Annotated in this window: 24 protein-coding genes; 15 read left to right on the top strand and 9 right to left on the bottom strand. The window is 60.3% G+C overall.

The window, feature by feature from the left end:
- The first annotated feature begins 109 nt into the window (after positions 1-109).
- Positions 110-904 carry an IclR family transcriptional regulator gene (locus tag OKW26_RS01855; protein WP_429352487.1) on the top strand — a complete coding sequence of 265 codons (795 nt, stop codon included), beginning with the start codon at positions 110-112 and terminating at the stop codon, positions 902-904.
- Between the two features lie 109 nt (positions 905-1,013).
- Here the strand turns inward: OKW26_RS01855 and OKW26_RS01850 are convergent, their stop codons facing one another.
- Positions 1,014-2,435, bottom strand: a complete 1,422-nt coding sequence (locus OKW26_RS01850; protein WP_429352486.1) for an MFS transporter — start codon at positions 2,433-2,435, stop codon at positions 1,014-1,016.
- 235 nt (positions 2,436-2,670) lie between these two features.
- Here OKW26_RS01850 and OKW26_RS01845 point away from each other — a divergent pair, with 235 nt between their 5' ends.
- The 3 genes from OKW26_RS01845 (at position 2,671) to OKW26_RS01835 (ending at position 5,496) form a co-directional block, all read left to right on the top strand.
- Positions 2,671-3,867, top strand: a complete 1,197-nt coding sequence (locus OKW26_RS01845) for an amidohydrolase family protein (protein ID WP_184050312.1) — start codon at positions 2,671-2,673, stop codon at positions 3,865-3,867.
- Positions 3,868-3,942: 75 nt separating this feature from the next.
- A complete protein-coding gene (locus OKW26_RS01840; RefSeq protein ID WP_429352485.1) occupies positions 3,943-4,737 on the top strand; it encodes an enoyl-CoA hydratase/isomerase family protein in 795 nt (264 codons plus the stop codon).
- Positions 4,738-4,800: 63 nt separating this feature from the next.
- The gene (locus OKW26_RS01835; protein ID WP_429352484.1) at positions 4,801-5,496 is read left to right on the top strand and encodes an SDR family NAD(P)-dependent oxidoreductase; all 696 of its coding nucleotides are present in this window, start codon (positions 4,801-4,803) and stop codon (positions 5,494-5,496) included.
- A 62-nt stretch (positions 5,497-5,558) separates the two neighbouring features.
- Here OKW26_RS01835 and OKW26_RS01830 read toward each other — a convergent pair whose 3' ends face one another.
- Positions 5,559-6,710 carry an NADH:flavin oxidoreductase gene (locus tag OKW26_RS01830; RefSeq protein ID WP_429352483.1) on the bottom strand — a complete coding sequence of 384 codons (1,152 nt, stop codon included), beginning with the start codon at positions 6,708-6,710 and terminating at the stop codon, positions 5,559-5,561.
- Here OKW26_RS01830 and OKW26_RS01825 point away from each other — a divergent pair.
- The gene (locus OKW26_RS01825; protein WP_429352482.1) at positions 6,710-7,285 is read left to right on the top strand and encodes a PaaI family thioesterase; all 576 of its coding nucleotides are present in this window, start codon (positions 6,710-6,712) and stop codon (positions 7,283-7,285) included. The genes OKW26_RS01830 and OKW26_RS01825 overlap by 1 nt on opposite strands.
- A gap of 38 nt (positions 7,286-7,323) precedes the next feature.
- Here OKW26_RS01825 and OKW26_RS01820 read toward each other — a convergent pair whose 3' ends face one another.
- From OKW26_RS01820 to OKW26_RS01795, 6 genes are all read right to left on the bottom strand, one after another.
- On the bottom strand, positions 7,324-7,929 hold the full coding sequence (locus OKW26_RS01820; protein ID WP_260334929.1) for a TetR/AcrR family transcriptional regulator: 606 nt from the start codon (positions 7,927-7,929) through the stop codon (positions 7,324-7,326).
- 206 nt (positions 7,930-8,135) lie between these two features.
- The gene (locus OKW26_RS01815; RefSeq protein ID WP_184061919.1) at positions 8,136-9,500 is read right to left on the bottom strand and encodes a hypothetical protein; all 1,365 of its coding nucleotides are present in this window, start codon (positions 9,498-9,500) and stop codon (positions 8,136-8,138) included.
- A 30-nt stretch (positions 9,501-9,530) separates the two neighbouring features.
- Complete coding sequence (locus tag OKW26_RS01810) at positions 9,531-10,382, bottom strand: oxidoreductase (RefSeq protein WP_429352481.1); 852 nt, start codon at positions 10,380-10,382, stop codon at positions 9,531-9,533.
- Positions 10,383-10,418: 36 nt separating this feature from the next.
- A complete protein-coding gene (locus OKW26_RS01805) occupies positions 10,419-11,804 on the bottom strand; it encodes a hypothetical protein (RefSeq protein ID WP_429352480.1) in 1,386 nt (461 codons plus the stop codon).
- Entirely contained in the window at positions 11,804-13,048 is a 1,245-nt protein-coding gene (locus tag OKW26_RS01800; protein WP_260330515.1) for an acyl-CoA reductase, read from the bottom strand. The genes OKW26_RS01805 and OKW26_RS01800 overlap by 1 nt, the downstream gene beginning before the upstream one ends.
- Positions 13,049-13,340: 292 nt before the next feature.
- Complete coding sequence (locus OKW26_RS01795; RefSeq protein WP_429352479.1) at positions 13,341-14,030, bottom strand: MarR family winged helix-turn-helix transcriptional regulator; 690 nt, start codon at positions 14,028-14,030, stop codon at positions 13,341-13,343.
- On the opposite strand from OKW26_RS01795, the gene OKW26_RS01790 reads away from it, so the two are divergent.
- The 10 genes from OKW26_RS01790 (at position 14,029) to cysN (ending at position 24,938) form a co-directional block, all read left to right on the top strand.
- Entirely contained in the window at positions 14,029-15,090 is a 1,062-nt protein-coding gene (locus OKW26_RS01790) for a phosphotransferase (RefSeq protein WP_429352478.1), read from the top strand. The two genes, OKW26_RS01795 and OKW26_RS01790, sit on opposite strands and share 2 nt — an antisense overlap.
- Before the next feature lie 157 nt (positions 15,091-15,247).
- Positions 15,248-16,066, top strand: coding sequence for an SDR family NAD(P)-dependent oxidoreductase (locus OKW26_RS01785; RefSeq protein WP_429352477.1), 819 nt, complete (start codon positions 15,248-15,250; stop codon positions 16,064-16,066).
- Between the two features lie 224 nt (positions 16,067-16,290).
- Positions 16,291-17,100, top strand: coding sequence for a MarR family transcriptional regulator (locus tag OKW26_RS01780; protein ID WP_429352476.1), 810 nt, complete (start codon positions 16,291-16,293; stop codon positions 17,098-17,100).
- 418 nt (positions 17,101-17,518) lie between these two features.
- The gene (locus OKW26_RS01775; RefSeq protein ID WP_429352475.1) at positions 17,519-18,457 is read left to right on the top strand and encodes an alcohol dehydrogenase catalytic domain-containing protein; all 939 of its coding nucleotides are present in this window, start codon (positions 17,519-17,521) and stop codon (positions 18,455-18,457) included.
- The gene (locus tag OKW26_RS01770) at positions 18,445-19,611 is read left to right on the top strand and encodes a DUF1214 domain-containing protein (protein WP_429352474.1); all 1,167 of its coding nucleotides are present in this window, start codon (positions 18,445-18,447) and stop codon (positions 19,609-19,611) included. Before OKW26_RS01775 ends, OKW26_RS01770 begins: the two co-directional genes overlap by 13 nt.
- A 147-nt stretch (positions 19,612-19,758) precedes the next feature.
- Complete coding sequence (locus OKW26_RS01765; protein WP_429352473.1) at positions 19,759-20,808, top strand: sulfotransferase family protein; 1,050 nt, start codon at positions 19,759-19,761, stop codon at positions 20,806-20,808.
- Positions 20,808-21,317 carry a VOC family protein gene (locus OKW26_RS01760; protein ID WP_184050336.1) on the top strand — a complete coding sequence of 170 codons (510 nt, stop codon included), beginning with the start codon at positions 20,808-20,810 and terminating at the stop codon, positions 21,315-21,317. Before OKW26_RS01765 ends, OKW26_RS01760 begins: the two co-directional genes overlap by 1 nt.
- On the top strand, positions 21,314-22,087 hold the full coding sequence (locus OKW26_RS01755; RefSeq protein ID WP_429352472.1) for a 3'(2'),5'-bisphosphate nucleotidase CysQ: 774 nt from the start codon (positions 21,314-21,316) through the stop codon (positions 22,085-22,087). Before OKW26_RS01760 ends, OKW26_RS01755 begins: the two co-directional genes overlap by 4 nt.
- Before the next feature lie 23 nt (positions 22,088-22,110).
- Positions 22,111-23,013, top strand: a complete 903-nt coding sequence (gene cysD, locus OKW26_RS01750) for a sulfate adenylyltransferase subunit CysD (protein WP_429352471.1) — start codon at positions 22,111-22,113, stop codon at positions 23,011-23,013.
- Positions 23,013-24,938 (top strand): sulfate adenylyltransferase subunit CysN, encoded by a 1,926-nt coding sequence (cysN, locus tag OKW26_RS01745; RefSeq protein ID WP_429352470.1) that lies wholly within the window; start codon positions 23,013-23,015, stop codon positions 24,936-24,938. The genes cysD and cysN overlap by 1 nt, the downstream gene beginning before the upstream one ends.
- 332 nt (positions 24,939-25,270) lie before the next feature.
- Here cysN and OKW26_RS01740 read toward each other — a convergent pair whose 3' ends face one another.
- On the bottom strand, positions 25,271-25,615 hold the full coding sequence (locus OKW26_RS01740; protein WP_090808886.1) for a BON domain-containing protein: 345 nt from the start codon (positions 25,613-25,615) through the stop codon (positions 25,271-25,273).
- Positions 25,616-25,877 lie beyond the last annotated feature (262 nt).

The following is a 25,877-nucleotide window of genomic DNA, read 5'->3' as shown; positions in this document are numbered from 1 at the left end:
TGGCGTATTCCCGCATTCGGGTGGTGTAAAAGTGTGCCAGATTGTGATCGATGTAAAACTATGTGAATAGTTCCCGTATAATCTATACAGTCAATTCATGGGGAAAATCATGTTGAAAGAGACCTCAGCGCCGGCGGACCGGGACGTCAGCGGGCCGCGCTCGCTGACCCGACTCCTCGGAATTTTCGATGTGCTGGCGAAGTCTCCGGACGGGATGTCGCTAGCAGAACTGAATGTCGCTCTCGAGTCACCGAAGAGCAGCCTGCTCAATCTGCTGCGACCTCTGGTGGCGGAGGGGTACTTGATGCACGACGTGGGCCGCTATCGCCTGGGACCGTCGATCTTCCGGTTGTCGGCAGGCGTGATGGCCGCGTGGAATTTTTCGAAGATACTGCGCCCGTTCCTGGTGGATCTCTCGAAGAGCACCAATGAAACCGTGTATGTCGGTGTCCTTGACGTCGAACACAAAGAGATCACCTATGTCGACGTGATCGAGAGCGAGCAATCGGTGCGCTATTCAATGCACATCGGTTTGCGTCGCCCGCTCTATTGCACGGCTGCGGGCCGCGTGCTGCTCGCCCATGCACCGGACGCTTTCGTTACCGACTACATGAAGACGGTCAAATTCGAGCGCCGCACCCCGCAAACGATCGCAACGAAGAAGGCGTTGCGTGACGAACTCGACCACATCCTCGAAAGCGGCCTGTCGGTGAGTCGCGGTGAACTACTGCCGGATTCGGCCGGCGTGTCGTCGCCGATCTTCGGACCGAATGGCAATGTCATCGCGGCGATGGCAATTGGTGCGCCGCTCGAACGCTTCGACCGCGAACGTCACCGGCTCGAAGAGCACATGATCAGAGTCGCCCAGCGGGCGTCTGCGTTGGGTGAGGCAGAAGAGGAGTGACTCGCCAGTCGGCCGGCGGCGCAGTGAAGCGGGTGCTTCAATGCGCCGCGGTCGCGGTGCGGTCGAAGAAGCGTCGTACCCGCGCGCAACGGATCGGTCGCAACGAGCGTCAGTGTGTACGACGCTTCGGCAGCATGAAGGCGACCAGCAGTCCGGCGATCGAACTGCAGGCGATGTAGACGAATACCGAAACATAGCCACTATCGGCCGGAAACGATGCACCGTCGTGTCCCGCCGTCGCGCTGCGCAGCAGCGCAAATACCGCCTGGGCGCCTACCGCGAAGAAACACGAGAAGAAAACGTAGAGCATGCCCGTTGCCTCGCCTGTCTGATGTGCAGGCGTCGCTTCCACGATCTGGTTGTACAGCGCCGTGCTTGCGAAGGCGAGGCCGAACGAGCACAGCACCGCACCTGGAACGAAGAGCAGCAGGCTGCGATGAAGCACGATCAGCGAGGCCCAGCCCAAGGCCAGTATGAGCATGCCAATCAAGGCAGCGGGCCGGGCCTTGTAGCGGGCCGCAACCCGGCCGCTCCATGGGCTCGCGACCAGCGCGACGATGTTGACGCTGAACATCAGTAATCCGGCTGCCGTCGCGCTCAACCCGAATCCGGCGTGCGTGCCGGCAGGTTGCTGGGCGAGCAGCGAGAAGACCTGTCCTAGTTGCATGGCGCCTGCCGCGAGGAATGCCATGCATGCATTGGCCAACATGACTTCGCGCCTCTTCAGCAGACGCACATTGATGAGCGGATGACGCGCCCCGTGTTGATGGCGTGCCCAGAGTCCGAGCACGATCATCCCGCCAGCGATCAAGCCCCACAGCCGCGGATCGCCGAGCCCCCACGTGCGGATTTGCTGCACGGCGAAGAGGATGGCGCAAAGCGCCGGAGCGAACGCGAGACCTCGAACGTAGTCGATCCGTACGCCGGGATTCGGTGGCGACGGCGGTGCCCACGCGCGTACCGCCGCGACGGCCACGACGCAAAGCGCGACTTTGAACCAGAAGCCGCCCTGCCACGAGTAGTGGTCCACGACAACGCCCGCGCAGATGTAGATCAGCCCCGCCGACACCATGCCTGCCGCGCTGATCAACCCCACCGCGGCAGGCAGCCTGGCGGGTGGCAGATTCTCACGAACCAGACCGATGGAGAGTGGCGTAATGCCTGCCGCGATCGATTGCATCGCACACCCCGCGACGAGCATGCCGACATCGGTCGCGCATGCGGCCACGACTGTGCCCGCCGCAGCGACCGATATCACCACGAGCAGGATGCGGCGGTAGCCCAACAGGTCGCCGAGTCGCCCGCTCACGGCGGCAAAGACGGCCGAGCCGAGCCAGTACGCGGTGACGGTCCAGCTCACGGAGTTCGACGCAGGAAAAGCCTTGTAGAGCGTGACCAGCACGGTGTAGATGACGGTGATGCCGGACGAGGCCGCTACCGCGGCAAGCAGGATCGCCATCGTGAACCCGCGCGGTGGACCCACCACGGGTTGCGCTCGGTGTGCCGGCTGGGAGAGTACTTCGGCTTGCATAAACGTCTCCGGTTGTGTGTCTTCGTTTCGATTATACTTATATACGAACGGCGTTCGTATTGATGTTTTTGGAGAGTTCGATGCCGACCGCAAGGATCGCGAGGCCACCGCCCGATATCAAATCGATATCGACGTTTTCGAGTTCGATATGAGAGTTTTTAGGTCGATGGCTTGACCCGATACTTCTCTCAAGGGCGCACGTTCTGAAGCGCTCCCCACGATCAGGAGCGAGACCATGCAAACGTATCAAGGGAAGATCTACGACGCCGACACGCACTTCTACGAAGTCGAGGACGCGTTCAACCGTCATTTGCCCGAGAAGTTCAGGAAGGACTGGTCTTTTACCAGCCGTGTCACGGCAGACGGCAACCGCTGCATGTATGTGGGCGACCGGAAGGTGGAAATCAGCGAGGGCTACACATCGGCCGAGGGGCACGTTCCGCCGCCGGGCAAGCTGCATGAATGGCTGCGCGCGATGAAAGATGGCAAGGATAACGTCGATATGCGGGTGTCGCCGACGCCGGACATGTTCAACCGCGACGCGCGCCTGAAGAAGATGGACGATTTCGGTGTTGAAGCCTGCACGATGTACATCGGCGAAATGGTCGCGTGTATTTCCTACCTCAACGAGCCCGTTGCGGCAAATGCGGTATTGCATGCGTATAACCAGTGGATGCTCGACGACTGGGGCTTCAACTACAAAGACCGCATCTACACGACGCCGGTCGTCACGCTCGACGATCTCGATGCGGCTGTCGCCGAGGCCAGGTGGCTGGTGGCGAACGGTGTGCGGGTGATCCTGATGCCGATGGGGCCGTTCAATGGCCGTGCACCTGCGGATCCGTACTTCGATCCGTTCTGGTCGGTCCTCAACGAAGCGGGCGTGCGCGTCACCTTCCATGTGTCGGAAGCGATCTACATGAAGGATCATATGGCGGTGTGGGGCGAGCCCGTACAGCAGTCGCGCCAGCGTCAGACCGCCTTTGTCTGGATGCACGGTTACGGCGAGCGGCCGGTCATGGAAACGCTGTCGTCGTTCATCTTCTACAACTTCTTCGAGCGTTTCCCGCGGGTCAAGCTGTGCAGCGCCGAAAACGGTGCCGAATGGGTGCCTTCGCTGCTCGTCAAAATGGACAAGTGCCGGGGGATGGCGAAGAATGGCTACTGGCCGTGCGGTCAGCTGAAGAAACGCCCGAGCCAGATCTTCAAGGAAAATGTCTTCGTGGTCGCGTATCCGGAGGACGACATCGCCCAGATCATCGCTCAAACGGGATCGTCGGACTTCCTGTTGATGGGCTCCGACTATCCGCACGCGGAAGGCGTGCCCGAACCGAAGGACTTCGCGTCGGAAGCATGCAATGAGCTCTCGGAAGAAGACACGCGCAAGATCATGTACGACAACGGCCGCCGGTTCATTCCGCTGCACGTGTGATCGGCCTTGCACCCGTCGACGGCGGCAGACGGTCTGTCCGTCCCGCGCGATCTCTTCATTACGAACAGGTTAGCCATGAATATTTCGGACTATCAGGCGCTATTGCTCGAACGCGAAGGCGGCGTCTTGACCGTTACGCTCAACCGCCCGGAAACGTTGAACGCGTTCGACGAGCAAATGGACATCGAGATGTCACGGCTCTTTCTCGATGTCGCCGAGGACGTTGAGACCCGTGTCGTTGTGTTGACGGGCGCAGGGCGGGCTTTTAGCGCGGGCGGCGATATCGAGCATATGCAGCAGGTCATCGACAACCCCACGCTGTTTCTCGAAGGCATGCAGCGTGCAAAGAAAATTGTCTTCTCGATGCTGGATTGTCCGAAGCCGGTCATCGCCAAGATCAACGGTCATGCAATCGGTCTCGGCGCGACGATCGCGCTGTTCTCGGATCTGAGCTACGCGGCCAATCACGCAAAGATTGGCGATCCGCACGTGAAAGTCGGCTTCGTGGCGGGCGATGGCGGCGCGGTGATCTGGCCGCAGCTCGTGGGCTATGCGAAGGCCAAGGAATACCTGTTGACGGGGGATCTCGTCACCGCGGAAGAGGCGGCACGACTCGGTCTCATCAATCATGCCGTACCGGCCGACCAGTTGGATGCCGTGGTCGACGCGATGGCGAAGCGTCTCGCAAATGGCGCTTCGCGCGCCATCCAGTGGACCAAGGCGTCGATCAACATCGGCCTGAAGCAACTTGCGCATGCCGTTCTCGACGCGTCGATTGCATACGAGGCGCTGTCGAACCTGACGGAAGACCATCAAGAGGCGGTCAACGCGTTTCGCGAGAAACGCGAGCCGGTGTTCAAGGGACGTTGAGCTTTTACAGTGTCCGGCGCTAGCGATACAGGCGGCGCCGGGCGCGGCGAGGGAGAGATGCACATGCAACGGGTAGTGGCGATAACGGGTGGATTCGGCACGCTTGGGCGCACGGTTGGTCGCGTGTTTGCCGAGAACGGCTGGAAGGTCGCGCTGATCGACAAGGCGCTCGAGCCGGAGAACGCGAGCGCGGAGCAGCTGCACGCTTCCTGGTGGCGAGGAGGCGTCGAGCTGACTGATCTCGATGCGGCGCGCTCGGCGCTTTCCGCGGTCGTCGAGCAGCTTGGCAGGCTCGATGCGATCGTCAATGTAGCGGGAGGCTTTCGCTGGGAAACGCTGGCGGACGGCAGTCTCGACACCTGGGATCTGATGTACCGGACGAACGTGCGCACGGCGGCGACCGCGTCGAAAGCGGCACTCGACCATATTGCCGACAGCGCGGAGGGCGGACGCATCATCAATATTGGAGCCGGCGCTGCGCTGAAGGCGGGCGCGGGCATGGGAGCGTATGCGGCCTCGAAGTCGGGGGTGATGCGTTTGACCGAGGCGCTGGCCGAAGAACTCAAAGGCCGTTCCATTACCGTCAACGCTATCTTGCCAGGCATCATCGATACGCCACAGAACCGCACGGATATGCCCGACGCTGACTTTTCCCGCTGGGTACGGCCTGAAGAAATTGCCGAGGTGATTCTCTTTCTCGCGTCTGGCGCCGCGTCGGGGGTGACCGGTGCGTTGATTCCTGTCACCGGGCGTACGTAAACATCCCGAACCGGAAATAGCAGTTGACGCCGGAGTCAACGGCGCCAACTGCAAATCACCTTTCAGGTGAGGTGTGCGAGCGAGTCGTTGCTGAACCCGAGGAACGGCTCGCCAAGCCGTACGCGCCGCGCCCAGTTCGGATCATGTAGAAGCGAGCGTCCCACGCCGACAAGATCGAACTCGCCGCGTGAGAAACGATCGAGCAGGGCAGTGAGGTCGGGCTGCGCCGATGTCGCGGCCCCGGCCATTGAATCGTAGTAGCCCTTGTTAATGCCGATCCCACCAACAGTCATCGAAAGCTTGCCGGTTACCTTCTTCACCCAACCGGCGAGATTCATCTCTGAGCCCGCGAATTCCGCGCGGTTGAAATAGCGGGTGCTCGCCTCGAAGATGTCGACGCCAGCATCCGCGAGCGGCGCGAGAATGTGCTCGAGTTCGTGCGGGTCGTTGGCGAGACGCGCGCGGAAATCCTGCTGCTTCCACTGGGAGAAGCGGAACGAGATCGGCATCGTCGCGCCGATCGCTTCGCGGATGGCACGGACAACTTCGGCGGCAAAGCGGCTGCGCGCCGTGAGATCCTTGCCCCATCGATCCGTGCGTTGATTGGTTTCCGCCCACAAAAAAGCGTCGATCAGATAGCCGTGAGCTCCGTGAATCGCGATGCCATCGAAGCCGGCGGCCGTCGCATAGCGCGCGCTTCGACCATAGGCTGCAATGACGTCCGCGATCTCGGCGTCGGTCATCGGGCGCGTTGGCGGCATGACGCGCTCCATGTAACCTGCGTTGAGCGATGTCGTTCGTCCTTCCGGTCCCCACAGTCCCGATGGGCGCAGTGGCGAAGCGGCCGGGAAGGGGCCCGTATTCGCCTCTTTCATGGGTCCCATATGCCACAACTGAGGAAAGATGATTCCGCCGCTAGTGTGAACTTCGTCCGTCACGCGTCGCCACGCGGCAACTGATTCCTCTCCGGCGAGCACGGGAATCGAATTTTCTCCGAGTCCGGCTTCGCCGAGCGCCGCGGGGTGATCGACGCCGACGCCTTCCGTGATGATCAGGCCTGTCTCGCCCTGCGCACGCCGCTTGTAGTAGGCGGCGACGTCACTACCGGGCAATCCGTTCGGCGAAAAGCCGCGAGTCATGGGTGACATGACGATACGGTTGGCAAGCGTGACCCCGCGCACGGTGAGAGGCGAAAAGAGCGAAGTGGTATTCATTGGTCATTCACATAGTTGACTTACGTGCGGATAATGATACGCTATGTTCTATCGATGAAAAAGCAGATATTGGCGCCGTCTCGCCGGCGGCGTTGAACAGGAGGATTGCATTGGAGCAAGCAGACTCATTGGCGGTAGACGCGCTCGAAGAGAGCGGCGCAAAGCTCATCCCGGAGGGCTTTGCGTTGATGCCGGAGTTCGGTCCCTTCCATCGGATGTTCGGACCTACCTACTTTCGCAAGAGCGAACGCGGACACGTCGTCGGCATGTACGCTCGCGAAGCGCATCGCAACCTTGGCCAGATGATGCACGGGGGCGCTGTTTGCATGCTGGCAGACACCGCCATCACGTGGGCGAGCAAGTATTCGCGTCAACCGGCCGTCAGGGTGTTGACGACGGGCTTGACGGTCAATTTCATGGGGAACGCGGAGCCGGGCGACTGGGTGGAAGCACACGTCGACGTTCTACGTTCGGGAAAGCGCGTGATTTTCTCCGACTGCCGGATCTGGGCGAATGCGAAATGCATCGCCCAGGCGTCGGGGCAATTCCAGGTGATGGGTGAAATTGACAGCTAGTGCGTCGGCGAGGCGAGACCTGGATGGCCGCGCGAACGTTACGGCATTGACCTGGCTCGAACCTTATCCAGTGCCGCACGGTACCTCCACGCGGTCAACAGAAGCCGATGAATCCGCTCAGCCCGGCGTTTCCGTTCGGAACGTGTGGTCTGAACCGCGAGGTGCACTTCGGGCGCGCCTGTGACCAGTGTGAGAAGATCGCGCGCCGCGTTCGAGGGATCGTCGATGGCGATCACGCCGCTGAGCGCGGCGGCTTCCAGAACGCCGGTTAGCGGCTCCAGCATCGTCACCACGAACTGCAGAAACTGCTTTGCGACATCGGGAAAGCGAATCGCCTCGCCAATGACCATGCGTGAAGTGTGCATGCTGTCCGGTATTGCCATGTGTTCGACGAGAGCATCGATAAGGGATGCCATGTTCGTCGAAAAATCGCGGCCCGGTTCCAGGTGCTCCGAGATCTTGCCCCGCAGATCGGCCATCCCGCGCCAGACGATGGAGCGAAAAAGCTCTTCCTTCGTGCCGAACTGGCGATACACGGTCGTTTTGCTGACGCCAGCCAGCGATGCGATTTCCTCGACCCTGGCGGCGCCGAAACCTTCTCTGATGAACACGGATTTGGCGGCGTCGAGCAGCCGCTCGCGCAACTGAACTGCATCGTCGTGGGTGGGCCGGCCAGCCGTTCGAGGTTTGTCCGCCGCAGCGAGCCGCGAGGCTCCGTTGGGAGCCTGAACTGACATAGGTTTGTACATCGGGGAGTGTTTGATGTCGGAATCAGGACATCAGTATACTCATGAGCCCAGGGGGGCGCCAGTAATGGCGCCCCTGGGGCTCGGACCGCGCGCAGCAGGGCTCAAACGTTGATCATGCCACGTACATACGACTCCATCGTGCCTGCGCACGAGAGCTTGTCTTCGCCTTCCTCGAGATCGGCATAGCGGCCGACTTGACGGACCAGCGGCCCCTGCAGGCCATCGGTGTTCCCCGCCGGTGAAAAGTCGACCACGACCTTGTCGCCAGTGATGAAACCACCCCAGTATCCTTCGGCCAGCAGGTCGAAAAACGCGAAGCGCCCCTCAACGACGCCCAGTCCATCCGAAGGATTCAGCAGTTGCTCTCCCGCCTTGTCGAGAACGAACGGGACGATCCACGGGCAGATTGCATAACCCTGCGCAACTTCCGACCAGGGGCCGGTTCCGATCATCTCGGACATGCCATAACTGTTCTGGACGTTCTCGGCACGAATACCGTAGAAGCGGATGATTTGCTCCCGATAGTCGGCGGGGGCCGAGGTGCCCTTCAAGCCGCCACCGGTGGTGATTACCGTATCCGGATGGCAGATGCCATCGGCGCTGCCGCGCTGACGGGCGCGCTCGACGAGCGTCCAGTGCAACGACCAGTTGCCCTGGACCAGCACCGGAACTTCGCGCTGCGCGGTGAGCTTGTCGAGAAACCGGTCGATCATCTTGCCGGTATGACGTTGGCGCGCCACCGCCTGCTCCTGAAACGCCGCGACCTCGCTCGGTTTCGCGGAGCCGTCGGCGATTGCGCGGCGCATGCGGCCCATCGAAATCGTTGCGGAGGCGAGCACCGGTTCGTCGAACATCAGCGTGGTTTCCGCGCCGAGCCGTTGCGCTGCGTTCAGTACCGGTTCGATATGCCGATGCGCGCCGGCAGGCGGCATCATGAGGAAAGCCGGGCGCTTGCCGAAATCTCTTCGGATCATTGCGTTGCCGTAGACGCCCAGCTTCACGCACGACTCGGTGACATTGTCGAGATCGGCTTGCGTCTGACTGATGAAGCTGCACTTTCCGGATGTGCCGCTCGAGCTGAAAACATGGTGTCCCGCTGTGCGCAGACGGTCCATCCATGCATCGACGTTGTCCAAGCCGTCCAGATCGACTTCGGCTACCCGTTTGCTCGATAGCGTTTGCAGCCATGCCGAAAGATGCTTCCAGCGGCCGTTGTCGATGAATGACTCGGGGTAGCTCTTGTAGATCTGATGCGCGAACAGCAGGGGCACCATATCTTCATGGCGGGTCACCTCGTTGACGCCGACATCTTCCGCTCTGCGACGCAGTAGCCTGATCTGTTCGCGGCGCTCGGCGAAGCGCTCTTTCATGGCAGCGAGCTGCAGCTCGCGAAGGTTCTCGGGGTGCTTGCGAAACGGGTCGCTTTCACCGCGCAGCATTGCATAGAACGGGTCCAAAGCGGACATGTCGTCTCCAGGGCTATGAGTTGCCAGGCGTCAGTGGTCGAAGTCGGTGGAACTCGACACGTCGAGCCAGGCTTCGAGGTCGTGTTGCACGGACGAAAGTTTCTTCCGAACGAGGTCGACGGCGTCCGGACCTAGCGGTAGCCGCAGCGGTGGGACGTCTGCGGAAACCGCGCGCACGATGGCGTCGGCAGCCTTCGCCGGATCGCCCGTTTGCGTGCCGTGGTAGCTGCTCATGTAACGACGCATCTTGCCCACGGTCTCCGTATAGACGGGTGATTCGACCTCGCTCCACTTCAGCGATCCGCCTGCGAAATTGGTGCGGAAGCCACCCGGCTCGACCACGGTCACACGAATCCCGAACGGGCTCAGTTCACGAGCGAGCGATTCCGAAAGCCCTTCGATCGCATGCTTCGAAGCGCAATAGAAACTGCAGCCCGCGATGCCGATCACGCCCGCGACCGACGAGAAGTTCACGATATGACCGCGGCCGCGCTCGCGAAAATGAGGCAGTACGGCGCGTATCACGTTGACCGTTCCAAACACGTTGGTATCGAACAGCTGACGTGCTTCCGAGTCGGAGACCTCTTCAAATGCGCCGAAGAGACCGTAGCCCGCATTGTTGACGAGTACGTCGATCGGTCCCGCGCGCTCGATGGCCTGCTCGACGCCGCGACGCACCGCTGCCGCGTCGGTCACGTCAAGCAGCACACCGTGCGCGCGTCCGGGTGCGAGATTTTCGAACGGCGTGATCTGTGCGTCATTCCGAACGGTCCCGACCACTTTGTCGCCACGGGCGAGGACCGCCTGCGCAAGCGAGCGGCCGAAGCCGGACGAAACGCCGGTAATGAACCACACGGCTGGGCTTGTCTGTGTTTCAGTCATTGTCGATTGGCCTTCAGATGAGTAGCAAACATCGATTTAGTTGGCGGTCCGGGCCTCGGTCATGTCGGCGATCTCTCCGCGGACGTAGGCGTCGATCGTTCCCGCGCAGGACAGCTTGTCGTCGCCGCCGGGCAAATCCTTGTAGCGCACCACGTCGCGAATGATCGGCGTGCGCACGCCGTCGATGCCGTGACCGAACTCCACGGTGACTTTGTCGCCGCTGATCACGCCGCCCCAGCGCCCATCCGCGAGCAGGTCGATCATGGCGAGCCGTCCCTCGACGATGCCTTTCCCGTCCGCAGGATTGAGCAGTTGTTCGCCGGTCGAGTCGAGCACCAGCGGGACGAGCCAGGGCGGGACCGTCCACGCCTTCGCTTCGTGAAACCACGGGCAAAAGCCCGATACTTCGCCCATGCCGTAGCCGTCGTTGAAGTTGGTCGCGTTGAAGTTGAAGAAGCGCTCGCACTGTTGCTGGAAATCTTCTGGCAGGTTCGCACCTTTCTTGCCGCCGCCGATACTAATGATCGTGTCGGGGTGAAAGTCGGCGTCGGGAATGCCACGCTGGCGCGCCGTGGCGACGATCTGATAAAGCATGCCCATCATGCCCATGATGAACATGGGCTCGTGACGCCGTTCGAGAAGTTGGTCGATGAACTGCCGGAAATCGGCTTGTACGCGTTCGCTGCGTTCTCGACTTTCGTTCTGGAAGGCTTCGATTTCACTCGGGAGCACGGTGCCGTCCGCGATGGCCCGCCGCATGCGCGCCATGCGCGTGGTGTGCGCGGCGCTTTGCGGCACATGCGACATGTAATGAAGGTCGCCCGGCATCGCAATCGATTCGGCGAATTTCGCCATGCGCTCCGTTCCGGTGTAAGAGCCGGAGGAGGGCGTCAGAAGGAACACGGGATAGCGACGCGACGGATCGCGCATGCCGCTCGCCGCCCAGCGAATGCCTTGGGAGAGGAGGCGCCAGCCGAGTTCGCGGTCGGCTTCGCTCTGGTAAATGAAGGACTGCTTGCCCGAGGTCCCGCTCGAGCTCATTACATAGTGGCCGTTTCGACGCAGCGCATGGATCCAGTCGTCGAGATCGGCGATCGTGCCGTAGTCGAGTCCGTCGATCCTGCGGGTTGTGAGCGTTTGAAGCCACGCCGTGAGGTGGCGCCATTTTCCCTGCTCGATGAACGAATCGGGATAGCTCTTGTAGACGGAGTCGGCAAAAAGCAATGGCACGGCGTCGCTCATGCTCTTCACTTCCGTCACTCCGGCCTCGCTGGCTCGCTTGTCGAGAATGCGAATCTGCTGCCGGCGCTGCGCGAAGCGCTCGCGCACGGCTTGCAGTTGCGCGGCATGGAGGCTTTCCGGCGCGTTGCGGAAGGGGTCTTGAAGATCCGTGAGTTGAAGCAGCGTGGAAAGGGCTTGCATTATTGGGTCTCCTCCGGATTCGGGCCCGATTCCTCCGAGACCCATTTCATGAATCGATGGATCGGGAACATGCCGTCGTGCGGATAGCCGCCAACCCCATCTGAAATAGACTCGCCCAGCGCCACGATGCGTTGCACGCCAGCGCACGCGAGCGCGTCGCGCACCTCTGTGACCCGGTGCGGCGGATAGATGCCGACCGTTTGCGTGGCGACGGTCGCATAGCGCGCACCGTCGCGCAGGCTTGCCACGGGAACGACGTTGACGGTCTTGCAAATGGGATGAAAATCGACCATTTCTTCCGAGCGAATGACGAGCCCCTTGCCGTCGTATCCGCCGAACACCCGGTAGAGCGGCTCCATCTCACGCAGCACATCAACCGCTTCGCGAATGTCGCTGGGCACCAGCGGGCCCTGGCCGTCGCCATAGCGAAAGTCCTGGCCGAGTGCCAGCGCCAGTTGCTCGGCATAGCGGTCGGCGTCGTCTTCGTCGCCTTCGATGAATTGATACCGGCTCGCATTGCACGCGTCCTGGTTGAACGACAGCACATCGGCTGCGCCGGCACGCGCGACGTCGCGCAGCACCTCGTCGGATGCAAAGGCTTCACGGCCGACCAGCGAGATAGATACCTTCGGATCGAACGCGACCAGCTCGAGCCCGGGGCCAGCGTAGCGCATCACGTGCCGAACCGCGCTGTCGCCGCCCCATACGACAATCTTGTCGAAGTACTGCGGACGATAAAGAATCGACTCGACATTTTCGTCTCCACCGCGCCAATACGCAGCCGAAAACGACTGGGTGACGGGATGATCCGGGTCGATGTCGGCCATCGTGCGCAGAATTGCAGTGGCCGTGAAAAGGTCGTTCGAAGGCAGCTTGAGCAGGTGGACGCCTTTCGTCAGCGCCGCGCGCATGACCGTCATGGCTGCCACCATCGGCGAGTTGCCTGCGAGCACATGTACGAGGCGCGGTGCAAACGCGCGCAGACGACTCGGGCGCCCGCGCAGCGTGCGTGCCACCCAACCGTCGACGAGGCGCGCGTCGCCAAGACTAACGCGCAACTCGTCCTCGATCACCTCGCGTGCGAAAAGGTTGGGAATGTCGCGATAACAGTTTTCAAGAATCCGTCGCCCGAGCGGACTCACTTTGATCATTGACTCGAGCGCGGCCTGCATCAGCGGATTGACGTCCAGATGCAAACGCGGCCCCAGCTCGACAAGAAAGTCGATAACCTTCGCAATCGGCATATCGAAGGCGGGACCTGACTCAGCTCGCGGCCACACGAGGTCGTCAAGGTCGATCCTGGGCGTGCAGAAACCTTGGCCAAGATCACGCGACACGTGCTTGATGGCGCTTCCGGTGACAGTGCGACCGCGGTATACGTGAGGAACCGGCAGCGGCACGAGGCTGGGCTCCTGCGCCGGGTTCCCGCGTTGCCTTTCCGTTGTTTCGGGGTGCTCCATAAAAGCTCCTTTCAAATATCGATACGCGTTGACTTGGGGCGCAGACGCTGGTCCATTCCGAGCTTGCTATCGCTAGTCAGCTCAGATTGACGATCATCCGATCGAGTAAATGTTTGACGGTTCGGACTTCTTCGACCGTGAAGCCGCGAAGCTGCCGATTGCTTGCATCGACGATGTGCGGCAGGGTTCCGCGCAACAACTGGCGGCCGTTTTCAGTCAGTGTGAGCTCGACACAGCGTCGGTCCGAAGTGCTGCGAATTCGTTCGATCAATCCTCTTTTTTCAAGCGAATCGAGCTTGCGGGTCATGATGCTGCTGTCAGCGAGCAGCACCCGGCACAAGGCAGTAGGTGTGCGAGCACGTCCGTCGTACAGTGCTTTCAGGATTCCCCACTGTATTGCTGAAAGCTCGCTCGCAGCGAGCTTTCCGTCGATTTCCGCGCCAAGTAGAAGATGAACCAGGTTCATCTTGAACGCGACACTATCTTCAGTACGGTATTCCTCTGGCGCAAGTCTCTTTGCGAGTTCGGCGCCAGCCGGTTCTCGCTCGAGCGTGACGGAGTCGGATAGATTCATCGATTTCCTGCCAAAAAAGTAGCTGCATTTGCAAGCAACTATATGCACGGCATTCAAAATATGCAACGATAGGCAAGGTGTGGTTTTCCCCATGTTGCGATGGGGAGCAGGTATGCGCGACGATGCGCACGCGTCTTTTTGTTTGCAATCTTCGGGAGGAACCTTGTCGGAATCTGGTGTGGTAAGTGACATGCCGTTGCCTGTCGCTGTTGAGGAAGTGACCGCAAAGTGGCTAACCTCCGCGATCGCGTTCCGCTTTCCCGGCGCCGAAGTAACTTCGTGCCGGCACGTGGAGGTATTGCCGGGTACGTCGACCAAGGTACGCGTCGCACTCGAGTACAACGACGCGGGACAGGCAATGGCGCTGCCGGCGCGCATGATCGTCAAGGGCGGTTTCGAGGATCACAGTCCTTCGATGAGAGACATGTATCGCAACGAAATGCGGTTTTATCGCGACGTTCTACCGTTCATCAACATGAACGCGCCTGGATGCTTTTTTGCAGGCACGGATCCTGACGCCTGGCAATCGGTCGTCGTGATGGAAGACCTGCGCGAGCGTAACGTTCAGTTTTGCCGTGCCCAGCAATCGCAGGGCTACGAACAAGTCGCCCTACGGTTGAGTGCGATGGCGCGCTATCACGCGCAAACATGGAACAGCCGGGAGTTCGACAAGGGCGGTCGGCTCGAATGGGTGGGAGAGCGCTTTTCGGACTGGTCGCTGGAATACCAGAACCGATACCTCGAACCGGACGTCTGGGCCCACTACATATCGCTGCCGAGAGGAGCGGCAGTAAGCCGGTATCTGCACGATCGGGACTGGATGATGGCATCTCTCGCGCGCATTGCGCGCGAACATAAGAGCAAACCGGTATGCCTTATTCACGGCGATACGCATCTGGGAAATCTGTACGTCGAAGCTGACGGGACGCCCGGTTTTTTCGATGCCCAGGTCAGTCGGGCGCCTTGGAGCCTCGAGGTTGCCTATCACATAGGGTGCGCACTCGATATCGAGGACCGTCGCTCATGGGAGCGGTCGCTGCTCGAACACTATCTTTCGCAACTGGCGATTGGCGGGGTCGAGGCGCCCGATTTCGACGAAGCGTGGAACGACTATCGACGCGATCTCGCGTATGGATACTTCATCTTTGCGATTAACGAAACCCGCTTCCAGACCGAAGCAGTGAACACCGCGTATGCGGCACGCTTTGGCGCGGCATTGTTGGATCACGGCACGGTGCGCGAATCGACATGATCCAGGCCAATAATGCAACCATATGTTGCATTATTGGCCTCGCGAGACTAAGCTCGACCATCGGCAGCCTCCTGGCGAGTTATGGCTTGAACGTGAACGTGCAAGTGCTCGCTCGAACGTTCAAGATGACAATCGACTTTCATCGACCGATTACAGCATGCCTGTTCCGAAAATCTTTCATCAACGTTTAAGCGGCAAGATCGCGATCGTGACCGGCGCAGGATCGCTCGGTCGGGGTTTTGGCACGGGCAAGGCCATTGCCTGCCTTTTTGCGGCGGAGGGCGCGTCCGTCTGTCTCGTCGATCAGCAGTACGAGCGGGCGGCGGAAACGCTCGCGCTGATCACGGAAGCGGGCGGCCGAGCGTTCGTATCGACCGGCGATGTCACGGACGGCGCTGTCTGTGCGCGCATTGTCGAAGAGACCGTTCAGCGGTATGGAGGTCTGGACATTCTCATCAACAACGTCGGTATCTCAGGCGCGCCGGGGAGATTGCAGGACGTCGACGAAGCGTCCTGGGACCGTGTGATCGACGTCAATCTGAAAAGTGCGTTCTTGATGAGCCGAAGTGCGGTGCCGAAGATCGTGGCGCGCGGGGGCGGGGCCATCGTCAACATCGGTTCGGTCGCAGGCATCCGCAGCCACGGGTCGGCCGCGTATGGCTCGTCAAAGGCGGGAATGGTCGGCTTTACGCGTGAACTCGCGGTGATGTACGGCCGCGATCAGGTTCGTGCCAACGCGATTGCTCCGGGGCATATTTTTACGCCAATGGTGGAAAGCATGCTTGACGATAAGGCTCGCGAACGGCGCCGCAAGATCGCGCCCCTCCCATTGGAGGGAGATGCATGGGACGTCGCGGCCGCCGCGCTGTTTCTCGCCAGCGACGAATCGCGATTCATTACCGGCACGTGCTTACCCGTGGACGGTGGCGTGACGCAGATTGCGGCGCTTGCGGCGTACGAACTGGTCCAGCAATAGCCACCGTATCGGGCGGGGTACGTCGGGCAGCAAAGCGTCACTTTTCGCTGTGCTTTCCTGGCTTTCTGGTAACTTAGCGGGGCCGAATTTGACCCGCGTTACAGGAAACGGCACCTGTCTGGCATTGGCATGGCCGTCGAATTGCGGTTCATGCCAATCGCCCCTTTGCTCGGCACGCGTTTTTGCGATCCGAGAGGCGAGGGTCTCCACCGATCGATGATGGCATGACTGCTCGCAAGGCCGCAGATTCGCTTTTTGCCGCATTAGCGGACGCTTCCAGACGACAACTGTTGGCGCTGCTGAGCAAGGGGGCGCAAAGCGCAGCCGCATTGGCGCGTGAACTGAACATGTCACGTGCGGGGGTGACGCGTCACCTGAATGCGCTTGACGAGGCCGGCTGGATCGATGTTGCTGTCGATGACAATGGCGAGGCGTTCTATTCGAGACGTTCTCAGGCTGAAGCACAATTCCTGACGGAATGCGTAGCGTTGCAGAAGTCAGCATGCCCCGAAGATGGCGATGCGTTGGACCAACAGGCCGCAGTGTGGGCGCGCGAGTGGCCAGCGGAGGACGCGAACATCTATCTGATCGGGCAACGACTTCTACGGCTATCTGCGCACATCGACCGGGCGCTCAAGGAAGCCGCTGCGAGTCAGGGCCTGCTGGCAGCCGAACTATTGCTATTGGACGCGCTGCTGGTTTCAGGGCCGCCTTATACCCAGTCTCCAACGCAGCTGCAAAAACCGCTGGCGATGACGCTCGGCGGCATCACCAAGTGCGTCAGCAGACTTGAGCAGATCGGCTTGGTGGAGCGCTTGCCGGATCCGGCGGATGGGCGTGGAATTCTCGTGCGAATGAAGTCACGGGCGCGCAAGGTTTTAACGAACATTCTCCATGAGGGGACGTATGGCACCGACTGGGTGGCATCCAGTCATATGACGCCTGAGCGGCGAGCGGCACTGTCGATTTTGTTGCGGGAACTGCATCTGTTCGCGGACGCAGAGGCCGCACGTCGGAGTGCCGAGCGCGCCTGACATAGTTGCGGTGCTCACCGTCTCGATAGCAACGCCTAACTCATCGCCATCTCGGCTGGCAACAAGCGCGCAAGACGCAAGACCAGTCACAGGCCCGCGTTCTTAGCGGGCCTTCTTCTGCGTCTTTTGTTGCCTCCGACGCATCCGGTGGCAATCACCACTCCCCCACAACGGTATCTTGCCGAGCGATAGCTCCGCGGCAACGCATTGGAGCGCTGTCTTCTCGTGCTCGCTCGGTACAAACACCTGGATTAACCGAGATACTTTCCCAGTAAAGTAGATTTACAGATGTTGGTGACGAGCAGGACATTCACGCCAAACGGAGATCCGAGCGATGAGGGCCGCGTATTTCACGAGGGTAGGTTTGCCGCTGGAAGTTAGGAGTGTTGCCGATCCCAGTCCAGCAGCCGGAGAAGTCGTGCTAAAGATTCACCGCTGCGGTATTTGCGGATCGGATCTTCACATGACGGATGGGCACGCTCCGCATTTCACGCTTCCAGAAAATTCAACACTTGGACACGAATTCGCTGGCGAGGTGATTGCCCTGGGAAAGGGTGTAGAGAAGCTGAAGGTTGGCGACCCAGTTACCGCACTGCCGTTCGTCGGATGCGGGCACTGCGCGACTTGTCTATCCGGCAAGCCCAACTTTTGCGCGCATTTCAAGGGCGCCGCCGCCGGCTTCGCTCAGTATGCAGTCGTGACCGAGCGCGTAACGACCAGGCTCCCGAAGACGCTGAGCATGGAGGACGGCGCACTGATCGAACCAATGGCGGTTGGCTTGCACGGCGTTGCGTTGGCAAAACTCACGCCGGGTGCGAAAGCGCTCGTGATTGGCGCGGGTCCCGTCGGGCTCGCGGCGACGTTCTGGGCCCGCCGCCTCGGCGCCGGACGCATCGTCGTCACCGCTTCCTCACTGCGCCGCGAAGCGCTTGCGCGGCACATGGGTGCGGACGAGTTCGTAGTTCCGGAGGAGGGGCAGGATCTGGCGGCGCTGGCTGGCGAAGCTCTTAAGGGTTCACCAGACGTCGTTTTCGAATGCGCAGGGCAAAAGGATCTGATTGCGAAGGCGATTCATTGCGTCAAGCCGCGGGGTGACGTCGTAGTGCTCGGCTTCTGCACGGTGCCAGATCAATTTATCCCGGCAGTAGCGGTGTGGAAGGAAGTGCGAATTCAGTTCGCTGTCACCTACAGTATGCAAGAGTTCACTCATGTCGCTAACGTGTTCGACGCGGGCTGTGTCGAACCGCGCGCGATGATCACGGATCGCGTCTCTCTCGACGCGTTACCCGAGATGTTTGAGGCTCTGCGCAATCGCTCGACGCACTGCAAGGTAATGGTGAATCCATGGCTGAGCTGAAATCCTGGCGCGACTATCTCTCCCAGTTGGCAACCGCGGACAGTCTGCTCGAATTGACTGAAACACCCAGCGATCCTCAAACGCGCGCGGAGCTGTATCGGCAGTTTCAGATGAATCTTTCGCTGGCCTACTTCATCTACTTCCAATCCGATCCGTTTCATCCTGACTGGCTGCCCTTCCTTAACTCAGTCTTCATGCTGCAGCCGAATCCCGACGATACCTATTTCGTCGCACCGTTGCGAGGAGACCTGCGATACCGGATAGTCGGAGAGCGCGGCAGCGTGTATTTGCTGACGCTCGACTTCGGCCGCGGGATCATGGGCACTACCGATGAAGCCCATCCGCCGCTCGGTCAGTTCGACCTCGACGACGTAGAAATTGGCGATGACGGCAGCTTCGAAATTTTGTTGAGCGCGCAGCGTCCTGCCGGGTACGACGGCAACTGGATCGAACTGCATCGCGAGGCTGACTTCGCCATGCTGCGCCAGCGCTCGTATGCATGGAAAAGGGAACGCGACGCGCGAATCGCTATCGAGTGCCTCGATGCCCCGCTGTTGAAGCCGTCGATGGGCCACGAGGAGATCGCGAGGCGTACCGGCGAGTTGATGGGCTACGCGGAGCGTTTGTCACGTCGCTGGCTTACACATATGCAGCAACTGCGCACGCGAATCAAGGTGAACGAGTTCGAGTTTTTCGCTTTCGGCGGTGGGCTCGCGAAGCAGGCGTACTGGCAGGCCATTTTCGATTTCGGTGATGACGAAGCGCTCATTCTCGAAACCGCGCTGCCGCAGACGCGCCGCTACTGGAACGTGCAATTGAACGACACACTGTTCAACGCGCTTGACTATATCGATCACCAAAGCAGCCTCAATGGGCATCAGGCACACGTCGACGACGACGGCCATTTTCGCGCGGTGATTGCTCATCGCGATCCCGGTGTCCTGAACTGGCTGGATACATGCGGCGTCAATCGTGGGACTGCGATAGGCAGATGGTATGGGTGTAGCTCGGAACCAGTTCCGACACTCAAACGTGTGCCGCTTTGCGAGTTGCGCAATCACTTGCCGGCAGGAACTCGCTTCATAGACGCGAGCGAGCGCGGCAGACTTCTGCGCGAGAGACGCATAGGTGCGCAGTTGAGACGGCGGTGGTAGCGACAAGAATGGTTCGGGAGACGACAGATGTCAGTATCGAAACGATTCACGGGTGCGGAGGACGAACTTCACGCGAGCGCGAGTGCTGCCGCTGGCCTGACGGATTTCGGCTCCAGCGCTGAGTACAGGCCGGGCCTGACACAGCTTTTGAACGCGCTCGACGAAGATGGTCCGCGCTTCGCGCCGGGCGGACGGGAATTTGCGTGGAACGCTGTTGTCGGTGCTTTGGTTTCGCGCCTGACGATGGTAGAGGGGCTGCGCAAGCACGCCGATGTGTTGTCGCGGACGCCGCGGCGCCCACTCGTCATCACTGGCATACCGAGAACCGGTACGACCGCACTGCACAAGCTGCTTTCGGTTGATCCACAATTTCAGGGTTTGGAAAAATGGCTGACCGTGTTTCCGCAGCCGCGGCCTCCGCGCGATACGTGGACCAGCCATGTTCAGTTCCAGGCGACCGCGGCCGGGCTCGAGGCCTTTTTCAGGTCAGCGCCAGAGATGCGCGCGGCACACAATATCGTGGCTGACGAGGTAGATGAATGCCTCGAAATACTCAAGCAGGGCTTTTGCAGCAATCTGTGGGGCTCGTCGTTCCGTGTACCTCAATACGATCGCTGGTGGCGTGAACAGAGCGAATTGCCTGCATATCGTTACCTGGCAAAGACGATCAGTCTCATCGGTGCGCGCGACAGCGAAAAGACGTGGCTCCTGAAGAATCCCGGACACCTGATGCAGTTACCCGCGCTGTTCGAGGTCTTTCCCGATGCATGCGTGGTACAGACACATCGAGATCCGGTGGCGGCGCTGCCTTCGCTCGCGAGCGTGCTGGCGATGGCGCGTCGGATTTCTGAGGGCGAGCAGGTCGACAGGCACGAGATCGGCAGGCGCGAACTGGATAACTGGGCGCGCGCCAGCGAAGCGGCAATTGCGGCGCGCGCGTCCTTGCCGAACCGGCAGTTCCTCGATATCAGGCAGGCCGACTTCCACGCCGATCCGATTGGCACCATGACGCGTATCTACGGCCACTTCGGCTTCGGACTGACCGCCGAAACGATGGAAGCGATGCGCCGACGCGTCAAGCAGAGTCCCGAACGCGCTTATGGCGCGCATCGATATACGCAGGACGAATTCGGCCTTGCACCGGCAGCGATCAGGGAGCGCTTCTCCCGCTATATGACCACCTATGGACTGCACTGATGAAAACGCCGTCGCTTTCTCCGTTTTCCGGCTTTCTGCAGATCGCGTACGTCACCACCGATGTGGACGAGGCAATTGAGCGCTTTCGCAGAGAACAGAAGGTGCCGACGTGGGCGCGCTTGCCGGGTATTGAAATAGAGTCCATCGCGGGACGTCGCTGCAAGCTGAACATCGCGCTCGCGTTCGTCGGGTCGCTTCAGCTGGAACTGATCGAGCCGCTGTGCGGCGACGACCGCGTGTATCGCGATGCCCTGCCGCGAGACGGCTTCGCGATTCGCCATCATCACATAGCGCAGCTGATCGAGAGCGAAGCGGCATTCGAAACACAGCGTGAGCAAATGGCTGCCGCGGGCGTGCCCATCGTCATCGACGGCCAGTCCCGTGGTTCCGCCCGGTACTTCTATACGGATCACCGGGGGACGCTCGGACACTATATCGAGCATATCTGGTACACCCCTGCCGGTCTCGCTGCGATGGAACAGGTGCCTCGCAATGGAGCGGTCCAATGAACGCTGTCAGCACGGCGCTTCCGGTTGACGATGATCACCGTCTCGCAGTGCACATCGCTACGGCGGCCGGCGGCGCCTTGAACGCGATGCGCGCGTCGGCCGTGCTTGCGGGCAAACCGTTGGGCGCAGTCGGCGATGCCACGGCGAACGAGCTGATTGCAGACATTCTCGCTCGCACCCGACCAGATGACGGCTTTCTGTCGGAAGAATCGGCGCCGGATCCAAAGCGGCTAGCTCTCGATCGTGTATGGATCATCGACCCGCTCGATGGCACGCGCGAGTATGGCGAACGACACGAGGGGCGCGAGGACTGGGCGGTCCATGTGGCACTGACGGTTTGCGGCGAACCCCGCGCTTGCGCTGTGGCGCTTCCGGCCTGTGGGGTCACATTCGGAACGTTATCGCCGCCGGAGTTGCCGCCAGCGCCCGAAGGGCGCCTGAAAATTCTGGTGAGCCGTTCCCGCGCTCCGGAACTGGCGCTGAGGGTCGCCCAGCGACTGAATGCTGAACTTGTCCCCATGGGCTCGGCAGGCGCAAAGGCAATGGCGGTACTGCGTGGCGAGGCTCACGCGTATCTGCACGCAGGCGGTCAATACGAGTGGGATTCGTGCGCTCCAGTAGGCGTCGCGCTCGCGGCTGGCCTTCACGCCAGCCGCATAGACGGGAACCCGTGCATCTATAACGGAGTAGACGTCTGGATGCCCGATTTACTCATATGTCGACGAGAGATCGCCGAATCGATGCTGGCCGCCATCGCGGCCGCGCTGTGACTCTGCTTTGTAAAGGATGTGCCATGCCGACGTTGACTCATTTGCGGCGACTTGAAGCCGAGAGCATTCATATCATGCGGGAAATCGTCGCTGAGGCAAATCGCCCAGTGATGCTTTACTCGATCGGCAAGGACAGCGCCTGCATGCTCCACCTGGCAAAAAAGGCCTTTTACCCGGCGCCCCCTCCGTTTCCGCTTCTGCATGTGGATACCACCTGGAAGTTCCGCGACATGTACGCGATGCGGGACCGGATGGCTCGCGAGACCGAAATGGAGCTGATCGTTCACCAGAATCCGGAAGCGAAAGAACTGGGCATCAACCCGTTCGATCATGGTTCGCAGGTTCACACCGACATGTGGAAGACCCAGGGCTTGAAGCAGGCGCTCGACAAGTACGGCTTCGATGCCGCTTTCGGGGGCGCTCGCAGAGACGAAGAGAAATCGCGTGCGAAAGAGCGAATCTTTTCATTCCGTACGGCAACCCACCAGTGGGACCCCAAGAATCAGCGACCCGAACTATGGCGCCTATATAGCGCGCGAAAGAACAACGGCGAGTCGATCCGCGTGTTTCCCCTCTCTAACTGGACCGAGCTGGACATCTGGCAGTACATCTACCTCGAGAACATCTCCATCGTGCCACTCTATTTCGCGGCGAGGCGGCCCGTGGTGAATCGGGACGGCATGCTGGTGATGGTGGATGACGAGCGCATGCCACTCAAGCCGCACGAGAAAGTAGAGGAGAAAATGGTGCGCTTTCGCACGCTTGGTTGCTATCCGCTTACCGGTGCAGTCGAGTCGAACGCAACGACATTGCCGCAAATCATCCAGGAAATGCTCTTGACGACGACCTCCGAGCGGCAGGGGCGCGTGATCGATCATGACGGCGCCGCGTCCATGGAGAGGAAGAAACAGGAGGGGTACTTCTGATGGCATACGTCTCTGAGCTGATCGGGACCGATATTGAACGGTACCTGAAGCAGCACGAAAGAAAGAGTCTTCTGCGTTTCATTACATGCGGGAGCGTGGATGACGGCAAAAGCACGTTGATCGGCCGATTACTCTACGAATCCAGAATGCTGTTCGAGGACCAGCTTGCCGCGCTCGAAGCCGATTCGAAAAAGGTCGGTACGCGTGGCGGGGAAATAGACTACGCGCTGCTGCTGGACGGTCTCGCTGCGGAGCGCGAGCAGGGCATCACCATCGACGTCGCCTACCGGTTTTTCTCGACCGACCGGCGCAAGTTCATCGTTGCTGATACGCCCGGGCATGAGCAATACACCCGCAACATGATAACGGGTGCTTCTACGGCCGATCTTGCCATCATTCTGGTCGATGCTCGCAAGGGCATTTTGCAGCAAACGCGGCGGCACAGCTATCTGGTGTCGTTGATCGGCATTCGCAACGTTGTTCTCGCGGTCAATAAGATGGACCTGGTCGAGTACTCGCGTGAACGATTCGACGAAATTTCTCGTGAGTATTGCGAATTCGCCAGAAAGATTGGCATCCCTGGTGTGACTGCAATGCCGATTTCGGGCGTAAATGGCGACAACGTTGTTGAAAGGAGCACGAAGACGTCGTGGTACGAAGGGCCGTCCTTGATGCGTCACCTCGAGACTGTCGAGATCGACGAAACGCATTTGCAGGCGCAGCCGTTCCGTTTCCCAGTGCAGTGGGTCAACCGCCCCAATCTTGATTTCCGTGGGTTTGCAGGCACTATTGCATCCGGTGTGGTGCGTGTCGGGCAGCGTATACAGGTACAGCCATCAGGACGGGAAAGCACTGTCGCAAGAATCGTGACGGCGGACGGCGATCTTGACGAGGCCTTCGCGGAACAGTCCGTGACGCTGCTGCTCGCCGACGAAGTGGATGTCTGTCGTGGAGATCTGATTTCAACGGCCGATTCGCCCGCGCAGGTTGCCGACCAGTTCGAAGCAACGCTCGTGTGGATGAGCGACCAACCCATGCTCCGGGGGCGCAGTTACTTGCTGAAAATTGGCACCCGGACCGTCACGGCAACGATATTACCGCTCAAATACAAGCTGAATGTCGATACGCTTGACCGCGTGGCGAGTGAGACTCTCGCCTTGAACGAGATCGGTGTCGCGGAACTGGAGTTTGATCGCGCGATTGCTTTCGATCCGTACGAGCAAAACCACGAGACGGGCGGTTTCATAGTCATTGACCGCATGACCAACAGCACGGTCGGTGCCGGTATGCTGCGCTTCGCATTGCGCCGTGCGAACAATATTCGCTGGCAGACGCTGGAGGTAGACAAACGCGCGCGGCGGGTGCTGAACGGGCACCAGAGCGGCGTTGTATGGCTGACAGGGCTTTCAGGTGCGGGAAAATCGACAATTGCAAATCTGCTCGAGAAGCGTTTGCACGCGATGGGCAAGCGAACCTATCTGCTCGACGGAGACAATGTTCGTCACGGGTTGAACAAGGATCTCGGATTCACGGCCGAGGACCGGGTGGAAAATATCCGACGCATTGCCGAGGTGGCGAAATTGATGGCAGATGCGGGCGTGATCGTCATTACCGCATTCATTTCGCCGTTTCGCGCGGAGCGCGCCCTGGCACGCGAACTGATGGAGGAGGGTGAATTTATCGAGGTCTTCATCGACACGCCACTCGAAGTGGCCGAGGAGCGCGATCCGAAAGGACTTTACAAGAAAGCGCGTAGCGGCGAGTTGAAGAACTTCACAGGCATCGATTCGCCCTACGAGATGCCGCGGAATCCTGAGATCCACATCAACACTCTGACCGTTTCTCCCGAAATGGCCGTAGAGGTGATCTTCGAGAAACTCCAGACCGGGGGATTTCTCGACGTGTCGAGGGGAGCGCCGCTCTGAGACGAGGCGGGGCGGGCGCTTCGCCCGTAGGCGCCGTGCCATTGTTGGTCCCTGCGCGTTCATATTGGTATACGACATTCATTTATGTATACTCCCCGCTGTCGGCTACGGGAGCGGTGCGCAAGCAGGTCAACTTGCGGTCTCCAGTCGCACAGGAGGTGGATGCGGGCAAGCTCGTTGTCGTCGCGGCTGCGGGCCTCGGAAACACGCGACTGATCGATAACCTGGAAGTTTGAGCTTTCCTGGATAAATATCGCGCTCGATCCGAACGATCTGTCGATGTTCGTCCAGGTCGTCCGCGCCTGGTTCATCTGTTTTCCGGCAAACGCGCGTCATTGCGGCCTGAGGTGCAGATCGTTGCTCACGGATTGCACCCCCGGCACGCCGCGCGTCACGGCAAGCGCTTTCTGAATCTGTGCCTCCGAATCCACGTATCCTGACAACTGCACGACGCCTCGATACGTCGCGACGCTCATCGGCAAGGATCTCAGTTCGGGGTTCGCGACGAGCGCCTGCTTCACCCGGGCGGCGAGCGCAGCGTCGTCAGCGGCGATCTTCCCCGGCGCTGTCAAGGGCGGCGTCACCGTGGACTTACAGCCGCTGGTGAACACGAACGCTGGCAATGCGAACGCCGCGACGATCAGCAATCGGCTTTTGATGTATGGCGCGTTTCGCATGTCGGCTATGAAATCCTGATTCGATAAGCGCTAAATGGTGGGCTGAAAAGCGCGCCGAGTGGCGAAGGGATACGGCGCATCTCGGCTTATAAGCTACCTGTATCGGCAGGGCAACCCTTCGCGTCGATTTGGCGAGGCGAATCAGGCGTAGCAATTGCGCAGGTACGAGAGAACGAGTATTTGACTATCGCCATTGCAGTTTCCCACGAACTGCATACGTTAGTTGAGGACGGTATCTGAAGAAGTTTTCCCATCTCTGAGC

It is taken from the genome of Paraburkholderia sp. 32, from assembly GCF_050435345.1.
GTDB classification, from domain to species: Bacteria; Pseudomonadota; Gammaproteobacteria; order Burkholderiales; family Burkholderiaceae; genus Paraburkholderia; species Paraburkholderia tuberum.
This window is presented reverse-complemented; position numbering and strand designations above follow the sequence as displayed.

Excerpts from the sequence above, each read along its gene's own strand:
- OKW26_RS01845 (WP_184050312.1), top strand. The coding sequence starts at position 2,671 with ATGCAAACGTATCAAGGGAAGATCTACGACGCCGACACGCACTTCTAC.
- OKW26_RS01795 (WP_429352479.1), bottom strand. The coding sequence starts at position 14,030 with ATGTCACTTACCACACCAGATTCCGACAAGGTTCCTCCCGAAGATTGC.
- OKW26_RS01790 (WP_429352478.1), top strand. The coding sequence starts at position 14,029 with ATGCCGTTGCCTGTCGCTGTTGAGGAAGTGACCGCAAAGTGGCTAACC.
- cysD (WP_429352471.1), top strand. The coding sequence starts at position 22,111 with ATGCCGACGTTGACTCATTTGCGGCGACTTGAAGCCGAGAGCATTCAT.
- OKW26_RS01805 (WP_429352480.1), bottom strand. The coding sequence starts at position 11,804 with ATGCAAGCCCTTTCCACGCTGCTTCAACTCACGGATCTTCAAGACCCC.
- OKW26_RS01835 (WP_429352484.1), top strand. The coding sequence starts at position 4,801 with ATGCAACGGGTAGTGGCGATAACGGGTGGATTCGGCACGCTTGGGCGC.
- OKW26_RS01780 (WP_429352476.1), top strand. The coding sequence starts at position 16,291 with ATGACTGCTCGCAAGGCCGCAGATTCGCTTTTTGCCGCATTAGCGGAC.
- OKW26_RS01840 (WP_429352485.1), top strand. The coding sequence starts at position 3,943 with ATGAATATTTCGGACTATCAGGCGCTATTGCTCGAACGCGAAGGCGGC.
- OKW26_RS01760 (WP_184050336.1), top strand. The coding sequence starts at position 20,808 with ATGAAAACGCCGTCGCTTTCTCCGTTTTCCGGCTTTCTGCAGATCGCG.
- OKW26_RS01740 (WP_090808886.1), bottom strand. The coding sequence starts at position 25,615 with ATGCGAAACGCGCCATACATCAAAAGCCGATTGCTGATCGTCGCGGCG.
- cysN (WP_429352470.1), top strand. The coding sequence starts at position 23,013 with ATGGCATACGTCTCTGAGCTGATCGGGACCGATATTGAACGGTACCTG.
- OKW26_RS01850 (WP_429352486.1), bottom strand. The coding sequence starts at position 2,435 with ATGCAAGCCGAAGTACTCTCCCAGCCGGCACACCGAGCGCAACCCGTG.
- OKW26_RS01770 (WP_429352474.1), top strand. The coding sequence starts at position 18,445 with ATGGCTGAGCTGAAATCCTGGCGCGACTATCTCTCCCAGTTGGCAACC.
- OKW26_RS01830 (WP_429352483.1), bottom strand. The coding sequence starts at position 6,710 with ATGAATACCACTTCGCTCTTTTCGCCTCTCACCGTGCGCGGGGTCACG.
- OKW26_RS01810 (WP_429352481.1), bottom strand. The coding sequence starts at position 10,382 with ATGACTGAAACACAGACAAGCCCAGCCGTGTGGTTCATTACCGGCGTT.
- OKW26_RS01785 (WP_429352477.1), top strand. The coding sequence starts at position 15,248 with ATGCCTGTTCCGAAAATCTTTCATCAACGTTTAAGCGGCAAGATCGCG.
- OKW26_RS01755 (WP_429352472.1), top strand. The coding sequence starts at position 21,314 with ATGAACGCTGTCAGCACGGCGCTTCCGGTTGACGATGATCACCGTCTC.
- OKW26_RS01800 (WP_260330515.1), bottom strand. The coding sequence starts at position 13,048 with ATGCCGATTGCGAAGGTTATCGACTTTCTTGTCGAGCTGGGGCCGCGT.
- OKW26_RS01815 (WP_184061919.1), bottom strand. The coding sequence starts at position 9,500 with ATGTCCGCTTTGGACCCGTTCTATGCAATGCTGCGCGGTGAAAGCGAC.
- OKW26_RS01855 (WP_429352487.1), top strand. The coding sequence starts at position 110 with ATGTTGAAAGAGACCTCAGCGCCGGCGGACCGGGACGTCAGCGGGCCG.